20 protein-coding genes are annotated in these 20,738 nt (G+C 61.5%); 5 read left to right on the top strand and 15 right to left on the bottom strand.

Annotated elements, in window-relative coordinates:
• Positions 1 to 11 precede the first annotated feature (11 nt).
• The 4 genes from J9885_RS16965 (at position 12) to J9885_RS16950 (ending at position 3,753) form a co-directional block, all read left to right on the top strand.
• Positions 12 to 485: a YhcH/YjgK/YiaL family protein gene (locus J9885_RS16965; RefSeq protein WP_210550149.1), complete on the top strand. Its 474-nt coding sequence runs from the start codon at positions 12 to 14 to the stop codon at positions 483 to 485.
• Positions 486 to 819: 334 nt separating this feature from the next.
• Positions 820 to 1,830, top strand: coding sequence for a TRAP transporter substrate-binding protein (locus J9885_RS16960; RefSeq protein WP_134697124.1), 1,011 nt, complete (start codon positions 820 to 822; stop codon positions 1,828 to 1,830).
• 52 nt (positions 1,831 to 1,882) lie between these two features.
• Positions 1,883 to 2,443 (top strand): TRAP transporter small permease, encoded by a 561-nt coding sequence (locus tag J9885_RS16955; protein WP_210550148.1) that lies wholly within the window; start codon positions 1,883 to 1,885, stop codon positions 2,441 to 2,443.
• A gap of 2 nt (positions 2,444 to 2,445) precedes the next feature.
• A complete protein-coding gene (locus J9885_RS16950; RefSeq protein ID WP_043762104.1) occupies positions 2,446 to 3,753 on the top strand; it encodes a TRAP transporter large permease in 1,308 nt (435 codons plus the stop codon).
• A 238-nt stretch (positions 3,754 to 3,991) separates the two neighbouring features.
• Here the strand turns inward: J9885_RS16950 and J9885_RS16945 are convergent, their stop codons facing one another.
• The 13 genes from J9885_RS16945 to tapM all read right to left on the bottom strand — a co-directional run bounded on the left by J9885_RS16945 (position 3,992) and on the right by tapM (position 16,189).
• Complete coding sequence (locus tag J9885_RS16945; RefSeq protein ID WP_210550147.1) at positions 3,992 to 4,207, bottom strand: hypothetical protein; 216 nt, start codon at positions 4,205 to 4,207, stop codon at positions 3,992 to 3,994.
• Between the two features lie 123 nt (positions 4,208 to 4,330).
• Entirely contained in the window at positions 4,331 to 5,335 is a 1,005-nt protein-coding gene (gene trpS, locus J9885_RS16940; RefSeq protein WP_210550146.1) for a tryptophan--tRNA ligase, read from the bottom strand.
• 17 nt (positions 5,336 to 5,352) lie between these two features.
• Positions 5,353 to 6,018: a phosphoglycolate phosphatase gene (locus J9885_RS16935; protein ID WP_210550145.1), complete on the bottom strand. Its 666-nt coding sequence runs from the start codon at positions 6,016 to 6,018 to the stop codon at positions 5,353 to 5,355.
• Complete coding sequence (gene rpe / locus J9885_RS16930; RefSeq protein ID WP_210550144.1) at positions 6,008 to 6,679, bottom strand: ribulose-phosphate 3-epimerase; 672 nt, start codon at positions 6,677 to 6,679, stop codon at positions 6,008 to 6,010. Before rpe ends, J9885_RS16935 begins: the two co-directional genes overlap by 11 nt.
• 215 nt (positions 6,680 to 6,894) lie before the next feature.
• Positions 6,895 to 7,767 carry a Dam family site-specific DNA-(adenine-N6)-methyltransferase gene (locus J9885_RS16925; protein ID WP_043762112.1) on the bottom strand — a complete coding sequence of 291 codons (873 nt, stop codon included), beginning with the start codon at positions 7,765 to 7,767 and terminating at the stop codon, positions 6,895 to 6,897.
• 70 nt (positions 7,768 to 7,837) lie between these two features.
• The gene (locus J9885_RS16920) at positions 7,838 to 9,403 is read right to left on the bottom strand and encodes an AAA family ATPase (RefSeq protein ID WP_210550143.1); all 1,566 of its coding nucleotides are present in this window, start codon (positions 9,401 to 9,403) and stop codon (positions 7,838 to 7,840) included.
• Positions 9,393 to 10,475, bottom strand: a complete 1,083-nt coding sequence (gene aroB, locus J9885_RS16915; RefSeq protein WP_210550142.1) for a 3-dehydroquinate synthase — start codon at positions 10,473 to 10,475, stop codon at positions 9,393 to 9,395. Before aroB ends, J9885_RS16920 begins: the two co-directional genes overlap by 11 nt.
• A 17-nt stretch (positions 10,476 to 10,492) precedes the next feature.
• Positions 10,493 to 11,011 (bottom strand): shikimate kinase AroK, encoded by a 519-nt coding sequence (gene aroK / locus J9885_RS16910; RefSeq protein ID WP_043762117.1) that lies wholly within the window; start codon positions 11,009 to 11,011, stop codon positions 10,493 to 10,495.
• A 191-nt stretch (positions 11,012 to 11,202) separates the two neighbouring features.
• Positions 11,203 to 13,428 (bottom strand): type IV pilus secretin PilQ family protein, encoded by a 2,226-nt coding sequence (locus J9885_RS16905; protein ID WP_210550141.1) that lies wholly within the window; start codon positions 13,426 to 13,428, stop codon positions 11,203 to 11,205.
• 16 nt (positions 13,429 to 13,444) lie between these two features.
• A complete protein-coding gene (locus J9885_RS16900) occupies positions 13,445 to 13,972 on the bottom strand; it encodes a pilus assembly protein PilP (protein WP_043762127.1) in 528 nt (175 codons plus the stop codon).
• A 2-nt stretch (positions 13,973 to 13,974) separates the two neighbouring features.
• Positions 13,975 to 14,574, bottom strand: a complete 600-nt coding sequence (gene tapO, locus J9885_RS16895) for a PilO family type IV pilus biogenesis protein TapO (RefSeq protein ID WP_210550140.1) — start codon at positions 14,572 to 14,574, stop codon at positions 13,975 to 13,977.
• Positions 14,571 to 15,140, bottom strand: coding sequence for a PilN family type IV pilus biogenesis protein TapN (tapN, locus tag J9885_RS16890; protein WP_210550139.1), 570 nt, complete (start codon positions 15,138 to 15,140; stop codon positions 14,571 to 14,573). The genes tapO and tapN overlap by 4 nt, the downstream gene beginning before the upstream one ends.
• The gene (gene tapM / locus J9885_RS16885; RefSeq protein ID WP_349237397.1) at positions 15,128 to 16,189 is read right to left on the bottom strand and encodes a PilM family type IVa pilus assembly protein TapM; all 1,062 of its coding nucleotides are present in this window, start codon (positions 16,187 to 16,189) and stop codon (positions 15,128 to 15,130) included. The genes tapN and tapM overlap by 13 nt, the downstream gene beginning before the upstream one ends.
• A gap of 297 nt (positions 16,190 to 16,486) precedes the next feature.
• On the opposite strand from tapM, the gene J9885_RS16880 reads away from it, so the two are divergent.
• On the top strand, positions 16,487 to 18,976 hold the full coding sequence (locus J9885_RS16880) for a PBP1A family penicillin-binding protein (protein ID WP_210550137.1): 2,490 nt from the start codon (positions 16,487 to 16,489) through the stop codon (positions 18,974 to 18,976).
• Positions 18,977 to 19,041: 65 nt separating this feature from the next.
• Here J9885_RS16880 and oxyR read toward each other — a convergent pair whose 3' ends face one another.
• Positions 19,042 to 19,938 (bottom strand): DNA-binding transcriptional regulator OxyR, encoded by an 897-nt coding sequence (gene oxyR, locus J9885_RS16875; RefSeq protein WP_210550136.1) that lies wholly within the window; start codon positions 19,936 to 19,938, stop codon positions 19,042 to 19,044.
• Between the two features lie 144 nt (positions 19,939 to 20,082).
• A complete protein-coding gene (locus tag J9885_RS16870) occupies positions 20,083 to 20,718 on the bottom strand; it encodes a DsbA family protein (RefSeq protein ID WP_210550135.1) in 636 nt (211 codons plus the stop codon).
• Between the last annotated feature and the right edge of the window lie 20 nt (positions 20,719 to 20,738).

The following is a 20,738-nucleotide window of genomic DNA, read 5'->3' as shown; positions in this document are numbered from 1 at the left end:
GGACATTGCCCATGATCGTTGGCAACCTGAAGCAGCTCGACATCGCCATGCTGCCCCCCGCCCTGCTGCGGCTCCTCTCCCGTCCCGAGCTCTCCCTGCAGCGCCTGCAGCAGCAGGAGGAAGGCAGGCACGAGGTCATCGACGACGCCGTCTTCTATCTCGTCTCCACCCCCACCACGGACGAGGAGGCGAATCTGAGGAGCGAATTTCACGACCGCTACCTGGATATCCAGATAGTGCTGTCCGGGCAGGAGGGGATCGCCCTCAGTCCCACCGTTTCCTCCCCCCACGCCTATCAGGAGACCCGTCCAGACCTTATCTTTTTGGACAACCCGGCGATCACCAGCCGACTGCAGCTGGCGGCCGGCGACTTCGCCGTCTTCTACCCCGGCGAGGTACACAGGCCCACCTGCCAGGTCGGCGCCCCGGCCAGGATCCGCAAGGTCGTGTTCAAGATCTGCAAGGAATGGCTCGCCACCCAGTGAGGCGCCTCTCTGCTCCCAAGTTCTAGGGGCGTTCGGTTTTCCCGACCGCCCAGAGCCAAACGCCGGTCAGCCGGCCTCCCCTCACCGCAGTTTCTCCCCCTTTCCGTTGTCCCTTGGGAGCCCAGGCTCCCCTTTTTCTCCCCCGAGAAATGACATCTAAAGCCCAAATGAATCGCCCTTCAATCCCGGCAGCAATCTGCAATCACAAATTTTGATTTTTGATTTCCACAAATCCGGAACGCCATTTCATTAACTTGAGTTTGATCACTGAAATGGCGCCGGATTCGCGTAGCATGAGCATCATCAAAATAACCAAACCCAGAAGGGGTCACACATGCGTACAATGAATGCTCTGCCCAAGTTGTCTCTGATTGGCACAGTGGTCGCCGCGAGTCTGCTGCTGGCGGGATGTGGTGAAGACAGCAAGGCTGCTGGTCCCGTGATCTTGAAGACGGCGTTCAACCAGTCCGAACACAACCCCCAGTTCAAGGCGCTCGAAGACTTCAGCCAGAAACTGGAAGCCGCCACCGGCGGCAAGTACAAGCTGGAGATCCACCCGAACGAGCTGCTGGGTGATCAGCGTGCCGCCCTGGAGCTGGTGCAGTCCGGCGCCATCCAGCTGGCGGTGGTCGCCAACCCCCTGGTCGAGAACTTCAACAAGAACTTCTCCGTCCTCGCCATGCCCTACATCTATGACAACCCGGAGCACCAGCGCAGAGTGTTTACCGGCGATACCCTGAGCGCCCTGTTCAGCTCCACCAAGGGCAACGGCTTCGAGGTGCTGACCGCCTATACCGCCGGCGCCCGCAGCATGTACGTCAAGGGTGCCCCCATCCAGACGCCCGAAGACATGAAAGGGAAGAAGATCCGCGTCATGCAGTCCGACACCATGGTCAAGATGCTGGGTTGCATGGGTGGCACCGGCGTGCCCATGGGTCAGGGAGAAGTCTACTCCGCCATCCAGCAAGGGGTACTGGACGGGGCTGAAAACAACGAGATCACCTACGCCGACCTGAAGCAGTACGAAGTGGCCCCCCACTTCTCCTACACCCGTCACGTGATGGTGGCCGATCTGCTGGTGGTCAACGAGAACTTCCTGGAACAGATGGATGCCGCCGATCAGGCCACCTTCCGCAAGCTGGCCAAGGAGAGTACGGCGACCGAGTTCGACCTCTTCGCCCAGGCGCTGGAAACGGCCAAGCAGACCGCCACCAGCCAGGGGGCCACCTTCACCGAAGTGGACATCACCCCCTTCCAGGCGCGCTGCAAGCCGCTGCAAGAGACCCTGCTGACCACCCCGGAGCAGAAAGACATCTTCACCAAGATCCGCGCATTAGCCAACTGATGCCTGCTGCTGTCAGGGGCTGCCATGGTGGCCCCTCCTATAAGGATCCATCATGACATCCCCTCGCCCATCGGCTTCTCACCCTGCACCTCATGAGCTCCCCCTTCAGGGCGGTTTCTGCGCCGCCCTGGCCAGGTTCAAGCAGAGGGTGGATCTCGCCGTCGCCTATTTCTGCATCGCCCTCGTGGGGGTGATGACGGTGCTGGTCACCTACCAGGTCGTGACCCGCTATCTGTTCAACAGCCCGAGCGCCGTGAGCGAAGTGCTCTCCCGCTACCTCTTCATCTGGCTGGTGCTGATCGGGAGCGCCTATGTCTTCGGCCTGCGCGAGCACATGGCCATCACCTTCATGCGCGATCGCATGCCTCACAATGTCCGCATCCTGATGGAGATGCTCGGCGAGCTGGCCACCGCGGCCTTTGCCCTGCTGGTCCTGACGGTGGGCGGCTACATCGGCATGAATCGCCAGATGGGGCAGCTCGACTCCGCGCTGCAGATCCCCGTCGGGGTCATCTATGCCGCCATCCCCCTGTGCGGCGCGCTGACCCTCTTCTATTGCCTGTACAACCAGTACGGGTTGGCCAAGCAATTCTCCTTCAAGCAAAAGGTGTAACCATGGATATTGCGGTTGTTGTTGCGCTGGTGATGTTCATCGGTGCCTTTTTCCTGCTGTTCATCGGCGCCCCCATCAGTATCAGCATCGGGCTCTCCTCCTTCCTGGCGATGGCCCTGATCCTGCCGTTTGACGGCGCCATCCTGACCTCGGCCCAGCGGGTCTTCGTCGGTCTGGACTCCTTCGCCCTGCTGGCCATTCCCTTCTTCATCCTGGCCGGCAACCTGATGAACAACGGCGGCATCGCCATCCGCCTGATCAACTGCGCCAAGATCCTCAGCAACTTCCTGCCCGGTCCCCTGGCCCAGACCAACGTGGTGGCCAACATGCTGTTCGGATCCATCAGCGGTTCCGGCGTCGCCTCCGCGGCGGCCATCGGCGGCATCATGTCCCCGATCCAGAAGAAGGATAACTACGACCCCGCCTTCAGCGCCGCGGTGAACATCGCCTCGGCCCCGACCGGCATGCTGATCCCCCCCAGCAACTCGCTGATCGTCTATGCCACAGTGGCAGGCAGCGTCTCCATTACCGCCCTGTTCATGGGGGGCTACATTCCCGGCATCCTGTGGGGTCTGGGCGTCATGCTGGTGGCCGGCTTCATCGCCAAGCGCCGCGGCTACGTGGCAGACAAGGGCTCTCTCAAGGGGCAGCACCTCAAGTTGCTGCTGGATGCGGTGCCCAGCCTGATGATGATAGTGGTGGTCATCGGCGGCATTCTGGGCGGGATCTTTACCGCCACCGAAGCGTCTGCCATCGCCGTGGTCTACTCCCTGGCCCTGGGCATCTGCTACCGCAACATCAAGGCGGCCGACCTGCCCGCCATCTTCCTCGCGACCGCCAAGATGACGGCCATCGTGATCCTGATGCTGGCGGCTTCCTCCATCATGTCCTGGGTGATGGCCTTCACCAAGATCCCGGCGCTGATCGCCTCGGGCCTGCTCTCCTTCACCGACAGCTTCCTGCTCATCCTGCTCATCATGAACCTGGTGCTGCTGCTGGTGGGCACCTTCATGGACCCGACCCCGGCGGTGCTGATCTTCACCCCTATATTCCTGCCAATCTGCACCCAGTTCGGCATGGATCCGGTGCAGTTCGGCATCATGATGATCTTCAACCTCTCCCTCGGCACCATCACGCCACCGGTCGGCCCCATCCTGTTCACTGGCTGCAAGATAGGGGAGATCAAGATTGAGGGGGTCATCAAGCCGCTGCTGCCCTTCTTTGCGGTCATCGCGCTGGTGCTGCTGCTGGTCACCTATGTGCCAGCCATCTCCATGGCACTGCCCCAGGCGATGGGACTGGTCAACTGACGCCAGAGCACGGCACGGCGGCGAGGTGTCGCCGACCCAGATCGGAAATCAACCGGGTGCACCATGCACCCGGTTTTTTCATGATGGTGCTGGCAGTAAGAGAGAACAGGCAGGGAATATGGACGGGCGCTGGCGCATGCACACGGCACACGGCACACGGCACACGGAAGAGGATAAGGCAGAAAACTGAGCGGCGGGGAGAGACGCCCGCCACGGAGGATGCTCGGTCAGGCAGACCTCAACGGTCCAGCAGGCGTCCCTGCTCCAGCTCGCGCTCGCGCTGGCACTCGGCCAGGTAGATGGCTGCCGCGATGGCCGGGGTCTTGTGGTGCTTGTCGATGGCGTTGGAGACCATCAGCTGCAGGGTGTTGAGGTTCTTGGCCTTGCGAAACTTGCGCAGCCAGTGGCCCTTGTCACCCAGCTCTTCAATCAGGATATGTGATTCGACAGACATGCTTTCTCTTGGGGCGATCGCCCGTGTGTGACGCTGAAAAATGTACCGACAGACCGGGGGACGGGTAAAACAAAGAAAGCCAGGCAAATACCCGGCTCTCTACGACTACACCTTCCCAGTATGTCAGGCTCGAGGAACGAAGCCGACGACATCATATACACTGGCCAGGGTTTTTTCAGCCCTTTCCCGTGCCTTTTGTGCGCCAGCCGCCAAAATGGCCTGCAGGTGAGCCTCATCCTGACGCAGCTCGCGGAAGCGTGCCTGGATGGGCTCCAGCAAGGCGACCACGGCATCCGCCGTCTCGCTCTTGAGGTGGCCGTACATCTTGCCTTCGAAGTGCTGCTCGAGCTCGGGGATGGAGCGACCGGTCACCCCGGACATCAGGGTCAGCAGGTTGGAGACCCCTGGCTTGTTCTCGGGATCGAAGCGCACCACAGCCGGCTCGTCGGAGTCGGTCATCGCCCGCTTGATCTTCTTGACGATCTGCTTGGGATCTTCCAGCAGGCCGATGAAGTTCGCCTCGTTGTCGTCGGATTTGGACATCTTCTTGGTAGGATCCTGCAGGCTCATCACCCGGGCCCCTTCGGTCGGGATGAAGGGCTCCGGCAGGGTGAACACCTCGCCGTACAGGTTGTTGAAGCGGGTGCAGATGTCGCGGGTCAGCTCCAGATGCTGCTTCTGGTCGTTGCCGACCGGCACCTGATTGGCCTGGTAGAGCAGGATATCAGCTGCCATCAGCACCGGATAGCCGAACAGACCGACGTTGACGTTGTTCTCGAAGCGGGCGGACTTGTCCTTGAACTGGGTCATGCGGGACAGTTCACCCATCTGGGTGTAGCAGTTCAGGATCCAGCCGAGCTCCGCGTGCTGGGGCACGTGGGACTGGATGAAGACGGTGCTCTTGGCCGGGTCGATGCCGACCGCCAGATAGAGGGCGGCGGCGTCGAGGCAGGCCTTGCGCAGGGCGGCGGGCTCCTGGCGGGTGGTGATGGCGTGCAGATCGACGATGCAGTAGAGGCAGTCGTACTCGTCCTGCATGCTGACCCACTGGCGCAGAGCGCCCATGTAGTTGCCGATGGTCAGCTGGCCCGAGGGTTGGGCCCCGCTCAATACGATTGGTTTAGCCATGAATGTGTTGATCCTTGTTATTCGGCCAGCAGGGCATCGAGCTGTGCAAACTGCTCGCAAACCCAGTCCGGGCGGGAATCTGCAATGGGACGGCCATAGTTGTAGCCATAGGTGAGCCCCACCACCTTCATGCCGGCAGCCTGGGCGGCCAGCACGTCATTTTCGGAGTCCCCCACCATCAGGGTGCGGGAGGGGCTGACGCCGAGCTCGTGGCAGGCGTGCAGCAGCGGCTCCGGGCTCGGCTTCTTGACGGGCACGCAGTTGCCCCCCAGCCAGAGGGCGAAGCAGTCGCCGATGCCGAGGGCATCCAGGATGGGCTGCACGAAGTGGCTCGGCTTATTGGTCACCACGGCCTGTTGGTAACCCAGGGTCTGCAGGCGACGCAGGCTCTGCTCGACCCCCTCATACATGTCCAGCCCTTCCAGCAGGCAGGCCTGGTAGTGCTGGTCAAACAGGGCGCGGGCGCGGGCAAACAGCGTGGGCGCCTCGCGGTAATCCAGCGCGCGCTGGATCAGCTTGTCGGCGCCATTGCCGACCCAGGTGCGTACCACGGCCTCATCGGCCTCGGCCAGACCCAGATCCGCCAGGGTACGGTTGACCGCCAGCGCCAGCTGGGGAGCGCTGTCGATCAGGGTGCCGTCGAGGTCGAACAGCACCAGGTCAAAGGGACGCTCAACGGACATGGGACAGCTCCGCCCGCATCTCGTCGATCACCGCCTTGTAGTCCGGCTTGCCGAAGATGGCGGAGCCCGCCACGAACATGTCCGCACCGGCGGCCGCGATCTCGCGGATGTTCTCGACCTTGACGCCACCGTCGATCTCCAGACGGATGTCGCGGCCGCTCTCGTCGATCAGACGGCGCACCTGGCGCAGCTTGGCGAGGGTACCGGGGATGAAGCTCTGACCACCGAAGCCCGGGTTGACCGACATCAGCAGGATCACGTCCAGCTTGTCCATCACGTAGTCGAGGCAGGTGAGCGGCGTGGCGGGGTTCAGCACCAGACCGGCCTGGCAGCCCTGCTCCTTGATGAGACCCAGGGTGCGATCCACGTGATCGGAGGCTTCCGGGTGGAAGGTGATCAGATTGGCACCCGCCTTGACGAAGTCGGGCACGATGCGATCCACCGGCTTGACCATGAGGTGCACGTCGATGGGGGCCTGGATGCCGTAGTCGCGCAGGGCCTGGCACACCATGGGGCCTATGGTCAGGTTGGGGACATAATGGTTGTCCATCACGTCGAAGTGAACCACGTCGGCTCCGGCGGCCAGCACTTTGGCCACGTCCTCGCCCAGGCGGGCAAAGTCGGCGGAGAGGATAGAGGGGGCAATCAGAAAGTCTTTCATCAGCGTCATCCATTGGCAGCGTGGCAGAAAAAACGGCGCAATTTTATCGCAAAAGGGCGATGAAAACGACCCGCATCTACAACGGAAACAGGCCTCCGTGCTTGCCGCCGGCAGACAGGGCCCACGAATGAGGCAGACAACGCCCCTGCCGCACAAACCCCATCCCCGCCCGCGCCACCGATACGACAACGGTCCCCGCAGGGACCGTTGATGACTCAACCGACGACGACCAGCTCCGCCTCGCCGGGATAATAGCCCTGCTCGGGCTCGATGCCGGGAGGATAGAGCGCCAGCAACTCGGCCACCTTGTTGCGCCCGCCGCCGTTGCGGCTGATGGTGCGCTTGACCAGGATCTCGTCGAGCCGGGCCCCGCGATAGAGCTCCCGGGTCAGTTCGATGTCGTGGTTGCTGATGAGCACCGGCACCCCCTTGTGGGCGGCGGTATGGCGTGCCAGCCGGGCCAGCAGGGCCTGATCGTCCAGGGTAAAGCCGCCCGCCGAGTAGGTGGTGAAACTCGCCGTGGTGGAGAGGGGGGCATAGGGGGGATCGCAGTAGATCACCCAGTCTTCCTCGGCGCGCGCCATGGCATCGGCATAGCTCTCGCAGATGAAGGTCGCCTTCTGCGCCTTCTCGGCGAAGGCCCACAGCTCCTTCTCCGGGAAGTAGGGCTTCTTGTAGGAACCGAAAGGAACGTTGAACCCGCCTTTCTTGTTGTAACGGCACAAGCCGTTGAAACCGTGCCGATTCAGGAACAGGAACAACTGGGCACGCTCGAACCCGGCCTCGGCCTGGTTGAACTGGGTGCGCAGACGGTAGTAGGCGGTCTTGTGGTTGTGCTCGGCCACGAAGAGCTTGCGCGCCTCGGCGATGAAGCGGTCAGGCTGCTCCTTGAGATGGTTGTAGAGACCGATGAGATCCGGATTGATGTCGTTGAGCACATAGGCATCGTAATCCGTGTTGAGGAACACGGATCCCGCCCCGACGAAGGGCTCCAGCAACACACGCCCGGCCGGCAAGCGCTCGGCGATCTCTTCGACCAGGGAGTATTTTCCCCCGGCCCATTTTAAAAACGCGCGTGTTTTTTTCATGGATATCCGGTGTTGACAAGGCAATGCCCAAAAAAGGGGGGTGATTCTACCCCCTTCTCCGGGCGGCTGGCTATTGCTTCAGTTCTTTTTGTATCTGGGCAAATGACTTGGGCCAGGGTTGTCCCTTCAGCAAGGCGGGGGTGAGTTTGCGAATAGCCGCCTTGGCCTGGGTGCTGCTGGCGTAGTCTCCCTGTACCACCACATACCAGGGACTGCCACGGAAACTCGTCTTGTAGACCCAGACCTTGCCCGCCAGCCCGTGTTCCGCCACGAAGCTGTCGACGGCCTTGGTGTTGCTCGCCCCCATCAGCTGAATGCTGTAGTGACTCTTCGACTTCTGGTTGAGGGTCGCGACCGGCGTCAACGCCACTCTGGGGGCCGGCGCCGCAGCCGTCGTGCCGGAAGCTGGCTTGGCCACACTCCCCTGCTCGGCCGGTTTGGCTGGCGGCGTGCTGCCTTGCGCCTTGGTCTGCGCATTGGTCTGCGTCGTCTGGGTCGGCACCGCCCGGGAGCCCCCCATCAGCTCGTCCACCACCGTCGTGGGCAGGGCGCCGCTGACGCTGGGCTGCTTCATCAGTTTCTCGACCACTTCGTCGGAGATAACCACACGGCGCCCCTCGTAGTTGGTCGATTCCGTGGTGACCGTCTCGCTCTCGACCTTCTTGGGCAAAGGCTTGGCATCGGACTGCCAATCCCGGGCGACCTGATTGCTTGTCGAGATGCCGGTGCTGGCGCCGCTCTCCTGGGTGCCTTGGGCTGCACTCGCCGTGCCGACGTTCAGCGGATCCGTCGTGACGGGGTCGGGCAACGCCATCCCCTGGGACGATTCCTGGGTGTCATCCTTGCTCCCTTCATCGAACAGGGGCAGGTAACTCAGGGCCAGCAAGCCGGCCGCCACCAGGGCAAGCACGGTCGCCATCTTCTTGACGGGCAATGGGGCCGGACGTTTCTTGGGCCTTCTGTCGGTCATGATATCCTCCAGTAACTGCATGATGGCGGAAGGGTGTCCGCCCGCCCCACTCAGGATCTCTTCCACTTTCGGCTTGGGCAAGAGGGCCGTCGGTATCTTGAGCTCCTTGGCCTTTTCATACAAGAAGATGCGCTGCTCCGGCGCGCTCAGTGGCAGGACCTCCAGCTCGAGGGCGGGCATGGCTCGCCCCTTGAGGCCGCTCTTCTGGGTGCGACACCAGTCGTCACCGCCGGAGAGCAGGATAGCCAGTTTATGGGGAGAAGCCAGGGTGTCATTGTGACGACAGAGCGCCCACAACTCCCCCACCAGCTCGGCAGGCAGCGTGTCGGCGCGCTCGATGATGAGCAGCAAGCTGGCGGGCTTGTCGCCCAGCATGCGGAAGAAGCTGTCGGCCAGCGCGTCCTGAGGATTGAACAGGGGACGCACCACCACCTGCTGCAGCAGCAGCTGGCGCACATCCGCCATCTTCATGGCAGGGCTGCCGATGAGGCTGGCCACGCGCACCGACTCGGGCAGCTGGGCAAGCAGTGACTCGCAGAGCGTGCCACGACCGCTACCCGGTTTGCCAGAGAGGAAGATAAAGGGGTGATTGAACTCAATCAGGTGCAGCAGCCGGTCGACCAGCTGCCGCTGGGAGGGCAGTTTGAGCAGTTTGTTAGTGGTCACGACCAGACTCGATCACAGCCATCAATTGCGCATCTGTCACATCGGCCACGACCTGGGCACGTCCGATCCCGACCGGCAACACCAGTCGCAGCTTGCCTTCCAGCACCTTCTTGTCGCGGCGCATATGGCGAATGAAGGCGGCAAAGTCCATCTCGGTCGGCGCCGTCACCGGCAGATTGGCCGCCAGCAGCAGGGCGCGGACCCGCGCCACTTCCTCTGCGGTCATGTCGCCACGGGCCAGGGCCGTGTCCGCCGCCAGCATGGTGCCCGCCGCCACGGCTTCGCCGTGCAGCCAGTTGCCATAACCCTGCTCTGCCTCAATGGCATGACCAAAGGTATGGCCCAGATTCAGCAGGGCGCGCACCCCCTGCTCGGTCTCGTCCTGCCCGACCACCTCGGCCTTGATCTCGCAGCAACGGCGAATGGCGTAGGAGAGTGCATCGGCATCGAGCTCTTGCAGGCGCGTCATGTTGGCTTCGAGCCAGGAGAAGAAGGGCTCATCCCAGATGATGCCGTACTTGATCACCTCGGCCATGCCGGCGGCAAACTCACGGGCCGGCAATGTCTTGAGGCAGTCGGTGTCGATGATCACATGCTTGGGCTGATAGAAGGCGCCCACCATGTTTTTGCCGAGGGGATGGTTGACGGCGGTCTTGCCGCCGACGGAAGAGTCGACCTGGGAGAGCAGCGTGGTCGGCACCTGGATAAACGGAATGCCTCGTTGATAACTTGCCGCAGCAAAGCCCACAACGTCGCCTATCACGCCGCCCCCCAGAGCGATGAGGGTGGTGTCACGGCCATGGCTGGTTTCCAGCAGAGCGGACATGATCCGCTCGAAGGTCGCCAGAGTCTTGTAGGCCTCGCCGTCCGGCAGTATCAGGTGTTCCACCTGAAAGCCGGGCAGCAACTGGATGATCTGCTCGAGATACAAGGGCGCGACCACGGTGTTGGTCACTATCATGACCCGCTTGCCCCTGATCGTCTGCGCCAGTACCTCGGGACGTTGCAACAGACCAGCAGCTATCTCAATCGGGTAGCTGCGTTCACCCAGTTCGACCTTCAACCTTTCCATGGACGTCCTCTAATGGATTACATGCCGATCAACTTGACGATTTGATTGGCGACAACTTTTGCACTCTGATCATCTGTCTGGATGACAAAGTCGGCGACTTCTTCATACAGGGCGTTGCGCTCGAGAGCCAGACGCTCCAGCACTTCCCGGGGCGGCTCTTCGGTTTGCAACAGGGGGCGACGCTTGTCTCTCTGGGTCCGCGCCAATTGCTTTTCAATGGTGGTTTCGAGGTAGACAACGATGCCACGGGCAGAGAGCTTGTTGCGGGTCTCGCGGCTCTTGATGGCACCGCCACCCGTTGCCAGCACGATACCCTGATGCTCGGCAAGTTCACCGATCACCTTCTCTTCGCGGATCCGGAAACCCTCTTCACCCTCAACATCGAACACCCAGCCGATATCGGCACCACTGCGGCGCTCAATTTCATGATCCGAGTCGAAAAACTCCATGTGCAGTTGTTCTGCCAGATGTCTACCTATGGTGCTCTTGCCCGCACCCATGGGACCTATCAGGAAAATATTGCGTTTCTCAGCCATGTCTTTTCGTTAGTAATTACAAACTGTATGGCCCCGGTAAACTCTCGACCGGGGTACCTATGAACCTTATCTTGCGATGGATCAGGAGGGGGATTATCTCAATAGAAACCAGGACTGGCAACCGCAGCCCTTACGCCCCAGCCTCATCGGGGCGTAAGGTTATATGTGTTTTGCTCTCACATGTAAAGTTTTCAGAGGGCGTCGGTGACTATCCTCGGCGTCACGAAAATCAGCAGTTCACGCTTCTTGTTTTCATTGGTGGTTTTCTTGAACAGATAGCCAAGGCCGGGGATGTCGCCCAGCAGCGGCACCTTGCTGACGTCGCTCTTGATGGTCTGCTGATAGATGCCCCCCAGCACCAGGGTCTCGCCATTGTTGACCAGCACCTGGGTGGTGATCGACTGGGCGTTGATGGAAACCGCATCTCCGGTACCCGTTGGCACGGTTTCCCCCTTGGTATCCTGGGTCACGGTCAAGTCGAGGATGACCCTGTTGTCCGGGGTGATCTGCGGAGTGACCTTGAGACTCAAGACCGCCTTCTTGAAGGTGACCGAGGTCGCCCCGCTGGAAGAAGACTCCACATAGGGGATCTCGGTCCCCTGCTCGATAAGGGCCGGCTTCTGGTTGGCGGTGGTGACCCTGGGACTTGCAATGATCTCGGCCTTGCTCTCCTTCTCGAGGGCGGAGAGTTCAAGGTCCAGCAGGGTACCATTGGCCAGACGGGCGACCTGGAACGCCAGGGTGCCGGCGGCATTGGTCACCGGCAGGTTGACGTTGAGCCTGTCCTCCACGCCGGGACGGGTGATGGTGGAGCTGCCGTCATTGTTGCCAGCGCCGTCATTCCCCTCTATGGTGCCCGAGGTGCCGTTGCCGTGGCCGTCCGTCTTGGTCACGCCCCAGCGCACCCCCAGCGCCTCGTCGAAGCCGTCGTCTATGGTCACCATGCGCGCCTCGATCACCACCTGCTTGACCGGGATGTCGAGGATGTCCAGCATCCGTTTGACGTTGCCGATGACGTCCGCAGTGTCCTTGACCACCAGCACGTTGGTACGCTCATCCACACTCACCGCACCTCTGGGAGAGAGCAGCTTGGTGCTCTCGGAGGAGAGCAGGGCGGCCACTTCGGATGCCTTGGCATAGTTGATCTGCAGGTATTCGGTGTAGAGCGGCGCGAGATCGGCCACCTGGTTGCGGCTCTCCAGCTGCTGCTTCTCGCGGGCAGCGATCTCGTCTGCCGGTGCCACCAGCAGGATGTTGTTGTCCAGCCGCTTGTCCAGCCCCCTCACCTTGAGGATGATGTCCAGCGCCTGCTCCCAGGGCACGCCGTCGAGACGCAAGGTGATGTTGCCGGAGACGGAGTCTGTGGTCACCAGGTTGAGATTGTTGAAATCGGCGATGATTTGCAACACGGTTCTCACCGGAATATCCTGGAAGTTGAGCGAAATCGGCTTGCCCTGATACTGCCTGGCCGCCGTGGTGGCCACCCGCTTCTTCACCTCGATGATGAACATCTTGTCGGCCTGATCGTAACGGTAATCGAACTGGCCGTTGACCGAGAGTTCAAACAGGGTGTCGCTGCCCTGGCGGAACACCTCCACCTGGGAGACCGGGGTGGCAAAGTCCTGCACATTGATGAGATTGAGCTGATCGTCCGGCACCCGGGTGCCGTGGAACTTGGCAAACACCTTCTGACCGCGGCTGCTGACGTCCACGGCGGCCGAGCTGTTGTCCAGGGTCACGAGGAACTCCCCCTGCCCCTCCTTGCCACGACGAAAATCAACGCCCTTGACCGAGTTGAAATAGGCGCCTCCCGTGCTGGCGGGCGAGACGGACAGCACGGGCTTGCTGGCAGCGGCAGGAGCCGGCACCACGGCCGGGGTCTGTGCTACAGCAGGTTGTGCCTGATACTGGGCCTGGTTCTGGGCGACCCGCTGGGTGTCGATCAACGCGGATTGGGTCACCGGCTGACTTCTGACAAGCGCAGACTGGCTGGTGGCTACAGGGGTGTCCGCAGAAGCTACCGGCTGACCGGCCTTCTCCCCCAGCGACACCAGCAGTTTGTTACCCTGCTGATGAACCTGATAAGGGGTCAGCTGATCGAGCGCTATCCTGATGTCGAGCCCCTGCCCCTTTCCCTCGACCTTGAGATTGTTCACCCCTTGTTGCTTGATGGGCAGCGGGTTGACCGTCAATGCCCCGACCGCTCCGGGCACATGCAACAGCAGCTGATTGGGTTCATACGATAGCCTGTCGGTAAAACCGCTCACGGGCTCGCTGAAACTGAGCTCCAGCAAGAGCTGATCGGCCAGCAGGGGGTTCACCTTGACCTCCTGCAACGCGGGTACCGCCCATACCTGAGTGCATCCGCCCAGACACAACAGCGCCACACCGGTCATCCTTCTTATTGTTGTTCTCATCTCTGCTCATCCCTGATCATAGTTTTGCGTCGAGATTGGCCATGGCCAGCTGGGTTTCTCGGGTGACCCAGCATCCTTTGCCATCCGGTACTGTCTCCATCAAGTCAACATGCGTATTCGTTATCTTGATGACTCTCCCCTGATCCAGCCCCATATGCTGATTGAGCCCGACACGCACGGCCTGCCCGTCCGGGGTATTGATCAATGCCCATAGCTGCCCTTGCTTGCCGATGGATCCCTTCATGCTCAGGCTGGCCAGCGAATAACGTTCCAGCACTTCCTTCTCCCGATTGGCCACTATCTGGGCACAATCAGGCTTGGCCTTGGCATCCATCCTGGAGCTGGTCTCCGGCTGGGGGGCAATGAAGGGGCTTCGCTGATCGTTGCGCTGATAGGCCATGGGCGAGAACGGCTTTATCTCCGGCAAGGGTTCGATCGGAATGGGCTTCCTTGCCTTGGTCTGTCTGACGTATTCATCCATGTCCTCCTGCCCGCCGCAAGCCGTCAACAACAGCGCCGACAAGAGGAGTGCGCTCACTCTCATGCTCATGGCTTCTGCTCCACGCTTTTACCGTTGTATTTGTAGGTTTTGGCCTGCATGGACATGCCGATCACGTCGTCCTGTCCCTTGCCCTGACTGAGCTGAAACGAATCCAGGATCACGATGCGCGGCAACGCGGCCATGTCCGCCGTGAACTTGCCGAGCTCGTGATAGGTGCCCACCACTTCGATACGCATGGGCAACTCGGTCGAAAATTCATGCTTGATCTCCGGCTCCCAGTTGATCCTGTTCAATGTGAGACCGTTGTCGGTGGCAATGAAACTGATGTCATCCAGCAATCCAGCCACTTCATGGGTGTTGGGCAACTGTTTGAGCTGGGCGTCCACCAGATGCTCCAACTGCACCATCTGCTTCCTGTATGCCTCCAGATTGGCGGCCAGCATCGCCTTGCTCTCGAATTGGGCTTTTAGCGACGTTTCTTTTTCCGCCTCCTGGTTCAAGGCAGTCAGGGAACTGGCAATCACATAGTAGTAAATAGCCCCTCCCAGCAGCGCACAGCAGAAGAAAATGAACACGCCCTGGGCGACCCTGGGCCAGCGCGCGATGTCATTGAGTTCCAGTTGGTTGAACTGCTGCAGATTCATTTTTGCCCCTTAGCCGCGCTCGGCATCGTCGTGGCAATCTGGAACATCATGGAGAACTGGCTCAGCGCGATGGGGGCCACCTCCGCCGTGAAGATGGTGCTGAGCTGCGATTGCATCAGCCAGCCCGAACCATCGATGCGCCTCATCATGTTGGCCACCCTGCCATAGGCTTCGGTCTTGCCCATGACATCTATCCTGTTGCTTTGCAGGGCGAGGGTATCAAGGTAGACGCCGTTGGGCACCAAGACGGGCAACTGGTTGAAGAGACGCACCGGGATGTTGCGACGTGTCTGCAACTGCTCGATGAGCTGCATGCGATCGAGCAGCTCCTTGCGCCGCTCCTTGAGCAGCCGGATTTCGCCGAGCTGGGTGTCCAGCATCGCCATCTCCTGCAACAACCGCTGGTTGCGCTGCTGCTGATTCCCAATCTGCTGCTGGACCAGCCAGTCGGCGGCAAAGGCGATCGCGGCGGTCCCGGCCAGGAAAAGGCCGAACACGATGCCAAACTGCTTCTTCTGGCGCTGGGCCCTGGCCACCCGCCAGGGCAGGAGGTTTATATTTGACATGGTGTGAAGCTCCGCAGTGCCAGCCCGAGTGCCGTCATGTACTTGGCCCCGTGGGCCTGATCCCCTTCTCCCTTGGGTTTGCCAAAGAGCACAAAGGGATCGGGATGCAGCACTTCACAGTTGAGCTCGCTGCCTAGCTGTGCGGCGAGACCGGGCAGCAGACTCCCCCCTCCCGTCAGCACCAGCCTGGAGAGCTCCTTGTTGCCCGATGAGCTGCAAAACAGCTGCACATTGCGCTTGATTTGCAGCACCAGGGTAGCGATATGCGGCAAGAGCACATCCACCTCGTAATCCACGGGCAGGGAGCCCTGGATCTTGGCCTGTTCCGCCTCCTCCAGACTCATGCTGTAGAACGAGGCCAGGGCCTGGCTGTATTGATCGCCACCGAAATTCTGCAGGCGGGAATAGATCACCTGCCCCCTGAGCAGAGCGGCAAAGGTCATGGCAGTGGCACCGATGTCGACGATGCCGACCGGGGTCTCCCACGTCTGCAGCTCGGGCAGGCAGGCCAGCACGGCACGCCCGAGGGCGTGGGACCCCACATCCACCACCATGGTACTCATGTCCGCCTCGGCCAGGGCGCTGACCCGGCCGTTGACGCTCTCGGTACGCGCCGCGCTCAGCAAGACTTCCTGACGGCTGTTGTCGGCGGTCATGCCGAGGATCTCGAAATCCAGGCTGACTTCGTCGAGAGGAAACGGAATGATCTGCTCCGCCTCCAGGTAAACCTGACTCTCCAGCTCATTCTCGTTGATGCCGGTGTCGACCTGGATGATTTTGGTGATGACATTGGAGCCCGTCACGGCCGTGGCCACGTGCTGGCAATCCCCTTGCACCAGTCGCCTGAGCGACTTGAGGGACTGACCGACCCGTTCAATGTCCTGCAGTTGATAGTCGACCAGGGTGCCCCTGGGCATGGGGATCTCGGCAACCGAGCCCAGATGCACCTTGCCGGGACGTCCGCTGATGGTGACGGCCTTGATGGTTTGACTGCCAAAATCAATACCCGCCAAGGAGAGGAGGGATCCTTTACTTAGTAGCCCAAACATATACACATCCATGCGTTATTGGGTTTTCGGACTTATTGTAGGACAGCGCGTCGCTGCCTGATGTTTTAACTCAATATAATGCCCTATCTATCAATGTCATAAAGTTTATGTCAAAAGTTGACCGCCCTCTCCTTTCGCCCTCGATCGCGGCCCCTTGGTAATTGCGTCATGGAGTGCTACCCTCCCGCCTCTTCTCGAGGCCCCTCGTCCACATACAGGAAAACCTCGAATCCGCGAGGGTAAAAAGGCTATACTCTGCGCCCGTTGGCTAATTTTAAGACGATTGGTAGTTCTTCCATGCTGAAATGGCTCGTTCGCCTGTTTATTGTCATGATGCTGGGTGCAGTGCTGGGTGTTGCCAGCCTCATCGGCATCTACTTCTACATCAAGCCCCAGTTGCCGGATGTGAGCGCCCTGCGCGATGTCAAACTGGCTACCCCCATGAAGGTCTATAGCCGGGACGGGGAACTTATCTCCCAGTTTGGCGAAATTCGTCGCATCCCCCTGCGACTGGATGAAATCCCCCAGTCCATGATCGATGCCGTGCTCGCCACCGAGGATGCCCGTTTCTATGAACACCCGGGCATAGATCCCATCGGCATCATCCGTGCCGCGACCGTCTGGGCCGTGTCCGGTCAGGCACGTCAGGGGGCCAGTACCATCACCCAGCAGGTGGCCCGCAACTTCTTCCTGAGCAACGAGAAGACCCTGGTGCGCAAGATCAAGGAAGTGTTCCTCGCCTGGCGCATCGAGCAGAACCTCTCAAAGGACGAGATCCTCACGCTCTACCTCAACAAGATCCCCCTCGGCTACCGGGCTTTCGGGGTCGGCGCCGCCGCCCAGGTCTACTTCGGCAAGGATGTCAAGGATCTGACCCTGGACGAGATCGCCATCATCGCGGGTCTACCCAAGGCCCCTTCCATGCTGAACCCCATCCGTTCCCCGGAGCGGGCCTTCGCACGCCGCAACGTGGTGCTGGGCCGCATGCTGGAGACCGGCAAGATCACCCAGGCCCAGTTTGACGAAGCCTCCAAGATGCCGGTCAAGGCTCGCTACCACGGCGCTGAAACCACGCTGAACGCCCCTTATCTGAGCGAGATGGTGCGCCAGAAGATGGTGGAGCAGTTTGGTGAAGATGCCTACACCATGGGGCTGCACGTCTATACCACCGTCACCGCCAAGCGCCAGCGCGCCGCTCGTCAGGCACTGCTCGACGGCGTCTTCGACTACGATGTCCGTCACGGTTATCGCGGCCCGACCGCCCTGCTGTGGAAGGCCGGTGAAACGCCCTGGGATTACGACCAGATCATGGCCCATCTGAGCAAACAGCCGAGCTATCAGCCGCTGATGGCCGCCGTGGTCACCAAACTCGGCGACCGGAGCGCCACCCTGGTGCTGCGCAATGGCAAGCAGGCCGAGCTGGGCTGGGATGGCATCAAGTGGGCGCGCGCCTTCATCACTGACGATCGCCAGGGCTTTGCCCCGAAATCGGCGCGGGACGTGCTCAAGGTCGGTGCCCAGATCTGGGTGAGAGAGAAAGGGGAAGCGCTGATGCTCTCCCAGATCCCCGATGTCAACGCCGCCCTGGTCGCCATGAATCCGCAGGATGGTGCCATCGAAGCCCTGGTCGGCGGCTTCAGCTTCGAGATATCCAAGTTCAACCGGGTGGACCAGGCGCGCCGCCAGGTCGGCTCCAACATCAAACCCTTCCTCTATGCTACCGCGCTGGAGCAGGGGTACACCCTGGCCTCCCTCATCAACGATGCGCCGATCAACCAGTGGGATCCCGCCAAGGGCCCCATGTGGCAGCCCAAGAACTCACCGGCCATCTATGAGGGGCCGACCACACTGCGCCTTGGCCTCGCCAAGTCCAAGAACGTCATGTCGGTCCGGCTGATGCGCGCCATCGGGCTGGACACCTATATCGACGGCCTGACCCGCTTCGGCTTTGCCCGCGACAACATCTCCGCCAACGAATCCCTGGCCCTCGGCGCCGCCGAGTTCACTCCGATGGAAGTGGTGCGCGGCTACTCGGTGCTGGCCAATGGCGGCTTCCAGGTCACCCCCTACTTCATCACCTCGGTGACCGACAGCTTCGGTACCCCTCTGTTTGAGGCCAATCCGGCCGCCGCCTGCCGCGATTGCGGCGTGCTGGCCGCCGCCGGCCTCGACAGCGCCGATGCCTATGCCAATACCGCGCCTGACTGGCAGGCCCAGTGCCCGATCGATCCCGTCGTGCCCAACAACATGGCACCGCAGACCATCAGTGCCCAGAGCGCCTTCCTGATCACCGACACCCTGACCACCGCCATCTGGGGTGGCAATGGCTGGCGTGGCACCGGCTGGCGTGCAGCGCGTGACCTCAAGCGCCACGACATTTCGGGCAAGACAGGGACGACCAACGAGTCCCGTGACGCCTGGTTCTCCGGCTATACCCCGAACCTGGTGGCTACCTCCTGGATCGGGTTTGACAACCACCAGCGCGGCCTGGGTCGTGGCGAGTTCGGTGGCGGTGCAGCCCAACCCATCTGGATCGACTTCATGAAGACGGCCCTGCAACAGATACCGGAGCGCAAGATGCCGGTGCCCGAGGGGATCATGCAGGTACGCATCGATCGCGAGACAGGTCTGCTGACCAATCGCACCGATGGCAGCACCACAGAGGAGTTCTTCAAGGAAGGTAGCGAGCCGACCCGTTACGCGAGCCAGCTATCAGATGGCAACCAGGTGTACGGCGGCGACGGTCTGGCCACCGATGGTCCCGTCTCGACCGACGACATCTTCTAATACAGCAAACGAAAAAACCGGCGCCCTGGCGCCGGTTTTCTTTTGTGGTGCCTGGCGGCGTTCGCTCAGCCCAGCAGGCTCGTTATCAGGCTCGAGATCCGGGCAGCCAGCTCGTTGAAACAGGGGCGGCGCACCGAGTAGTGACGATAGAGCAGAGAGATGGTGCGTCCCGGCACGGGGTCAACCACGGGGCGATAGCTGACGCCCCCCTCCTCCGGGTTGGCGGGCACGGCGAGCCTAGGCACCAGCGTCATGCCGCTGCCGGCCGCCACCATGTTGCGCAGCGTCTCCAGACTGGTGCCCTTGAAGCGCTGATCCTCGCCGATGCCGGCGGCAAAGCAGAATCCCATCGCCTGGTCCCGCAGACAGTGGCCATCGGCCAGCATCAGCAGTTTCTTGCCCTTGAGGTTGTGCAGGGGGACCGCCCTGGCGCTGGCCTCGGGGTGGTGCTGCGGAACCGCGAGCCACATGGGCTCCTGATAGAGGGGAATGGCGCCAAAGCCCTCCATTCCCTCCAGTTCGGCGAGCACGAGGCAATCCAGCTCCCCCTCCTCCAGCCGTTTGAGCAGCACCTGGGTCTGCTCTTCGTAGAGGTAGAACTCCAGCTTGGGAAAATGTTCGCGCAGATCCTGAATGATATGGGGCAGCAGATAGGGCCCCACGGTGGGAATGAAACCGATGTGGATCTCGCCGGACATGGGCTCGGCGAAGTGCTGGCCTATGCTCTTGAGCTCGCGCACCTCTTTAAGCACCTTGCGGGCCTGGCTGGCCATGGCGTCGCCGGCCGGGGTGAACAACACCTTGCGGGAGGTACGTTCGATGAGGATCACCCCCAGTTCATCTTCCAGCTTGCGCAGCTGGCCGCTCAGGGTCGGCTGGCTGACGAAGCAGCGCTCCGCCGCCTTGCGAAAGTGTTTCTCCTCTTCCAGCGCTACCAGGTACTCGAGATCGCGAAGGTTCATAGGTACTGCATCCTGCCAATCAATGAGGCCGATAGCATGCACAAGAATGGTGAGGGGAACAAGGGAGGCTCGTTGGCTGGCGCGCATTGCGCAGATTATCAGCAATCGGGCCGCCACGGCGAGAGGACAGTGGCGGCCGGGGGATCAACCCGCCATCAGGGAAGCGAGATGATCCACAAAGGCGGTCGGCTCCCCCAGGAAGGTGGAGACGGAGACGGGCAGCAGGCTCCCCCCCCGCATCAGCCCCAGGGTCGGGAATCCCTGACCGCCGAGCCGCTGCAACCAGGCCTGGCTTGTGGCAAGGTGGCCGGAAAGATCGACCCGGCCAAAGGCCAGGGCGAATGCCTCCGGTGTCACCCCCTGCTCCAGCGCGAGCGCCGCCAGCCGCGTCGGGGAACCGACCCACTCCCCATCCCGGTAGTGGGTCTCCTGGATGCGGTGCAACAAGGTAAGGCCGTCGCCACCAAGCTCGCTCACGGCCAGAACGGCGCGAATGGGCGGCTCGGAGTCGAGGAGCCGCGATTCATCGAGCAGAAGCTCGTCGAAGTAGGGCTTCCCAAAGGGCTGGCCAGTCAGTGCGTGGATGCGCTCGTCATGGGGACGGACATAGTCCCGCAGCGCCTGGCCCATCCGCTGGCGCCGTGCCCCCAGCCAGAGGCCGCCCGCATGCAGGGCGATTCGCAGATCCGGGATCCCGGCCGCGGCCTGCAGCAGGGGGGCGGCGCCGTAGCACCAGCCACACAGGGGGTCATACACGTAATGCAGGGTGGTGTCGTTCATCGGTTTGCTCCGGACAGATT

It is taken from the genome of Aeromonas sp. SrichE-2G, from assembly GCF_017939565.1.
Lineage (GTDB): Bacteria > Pseudomonadota > Gammaproteobacteria > Enterobacterales > Aeromonadaceae > Aeromonas > Aeromonas taiwanensis.
This window is presented reverse-complemented; position numbering and strand designations above follow the sequence as displayed.

Coding starts and splice junctions, on each gene's coding strand:
- J9885_RS16960 (WP_134697124.1), top strand. CDS start 820: ATGCGTACAATGAATGCTCTGCCCAAGTTGTCTCTGATTGGCACAGTG.
- rpe (WP_210550144.1), bottom strand. CDS start 6,679: ATGAAAGACTTTCTGATTGCCCCCTCTATCCTCTCCGCCGACTTTGCC.
- oxyR (WP_210550136.1), bottom strand. CDS start 19,938: ATGAACCTTCGCGATCTCGAGTACCTGGTAGCGCTGGAAGAGGAGAAA.
- tapN (WP_210550139.1), bottom strand. CDS start 15,140: ATGTCAAATATAAACCTCCTGCCCTGGCGGGTGGCCAGGGCCCAGCGC.
- tapM (WP_349237397.1), bottom strand. CDS start 16,189: ATGTTTGGGCTACTAAGTAAAGGATCCCTCCTCTCCTTGGCGGGTATT.
- J9885_RS16945 (WP_210550147.1), bottom strand. CDS start 4,207: ATGTCTGTCGAATCACATATCCTGATTGAAGAGCTGGGTGACAAGGGC.
- J9885_RS16880 (WP_210550137.1), top strand. CDS start 16,487: ATGCTGAAATGGCTCGTTCGCCTGTTTATTGTCATGATGCTGGGTGCA.
- J9885_RS16900 (WP_043762127.1), bottom strand. CDS start 13,972: ATGAGAGTGAGCGCACTCCTCTTGTCGGCGCTGTTGTTGACGGCTTGC.
- J9885_RS16955 (WP_210550148.1), top strand. CDS start 1,883: ATGACATCCCCTCGCCCATCGGCTTCTCACCCTGCACCTCATGAGCTC.
- J9885_RS16870 (WP_210550135.1), bottom strand. CDS start 20,718: ATGAACGACACCACCCTGCATTACGTGTATGACCCCCTGTGTGGCTGG.
- aroB (WP_210550142.1), bottom strand. CDS start 10,475: ATGGAAAGGTTGAAGGTCGAACTGGGTGAACGCAGCTACCCGATTGAG.
- J9885_RS16905 (WP_210550141.1), bottom strand. CDS start 13,428: ATGAGAACAACAATAAGAAGGATGACCGGTGTGGCGCTGTTGTGTCTG.
- J9885_RS16950 (WP_043762104.1), top strand. CDS start 2,446: ATGGATATTGCGGTTGTTGTTGCGCTGGTGATGTTCATCGGTGCCTTT.
- tapO (WP_210550140.1), bottom strand. CDS start 14,574: ATGAATCTGCAGCAGTTCAACCAACTGGAACTCAATGACATCGCGCGC.
- trpS (WP_210550146.1), bottom strand. CDS start 5,335: ATGGCTAAACCAATCGTATTGAGCGGGGCCCAACCCTCGGGCCAGCTG.
- J9885_RS16965 (WP_210550149.1), top strand. CDS start 12: ATGATCGTTGGCAACCTGAAGCAGCTCGACATCGCCATGCTGCCCCCC.
- J9885_RS16925 (WP_043762112.1), bottom strand. CDS start 7,767: ATGAAAAAAACACGCGCGTTTTTAAAATGGGCCGGGGGAAAATACTCC.
- J9885_RS16935 (WP_210550145.1), bottom strand. CDS start 6,018: ATGTCCGTTGAGCGTCCCTTTGACCTGGTGCTGTTCGACCTCGACGGC.
- aroK (WP_043762117.1), bottom strand. CDS start 11,011: ATGGCTGAGAAACGCAATATTTTCCTGATAGGTCCCATGGGTGCGGGC.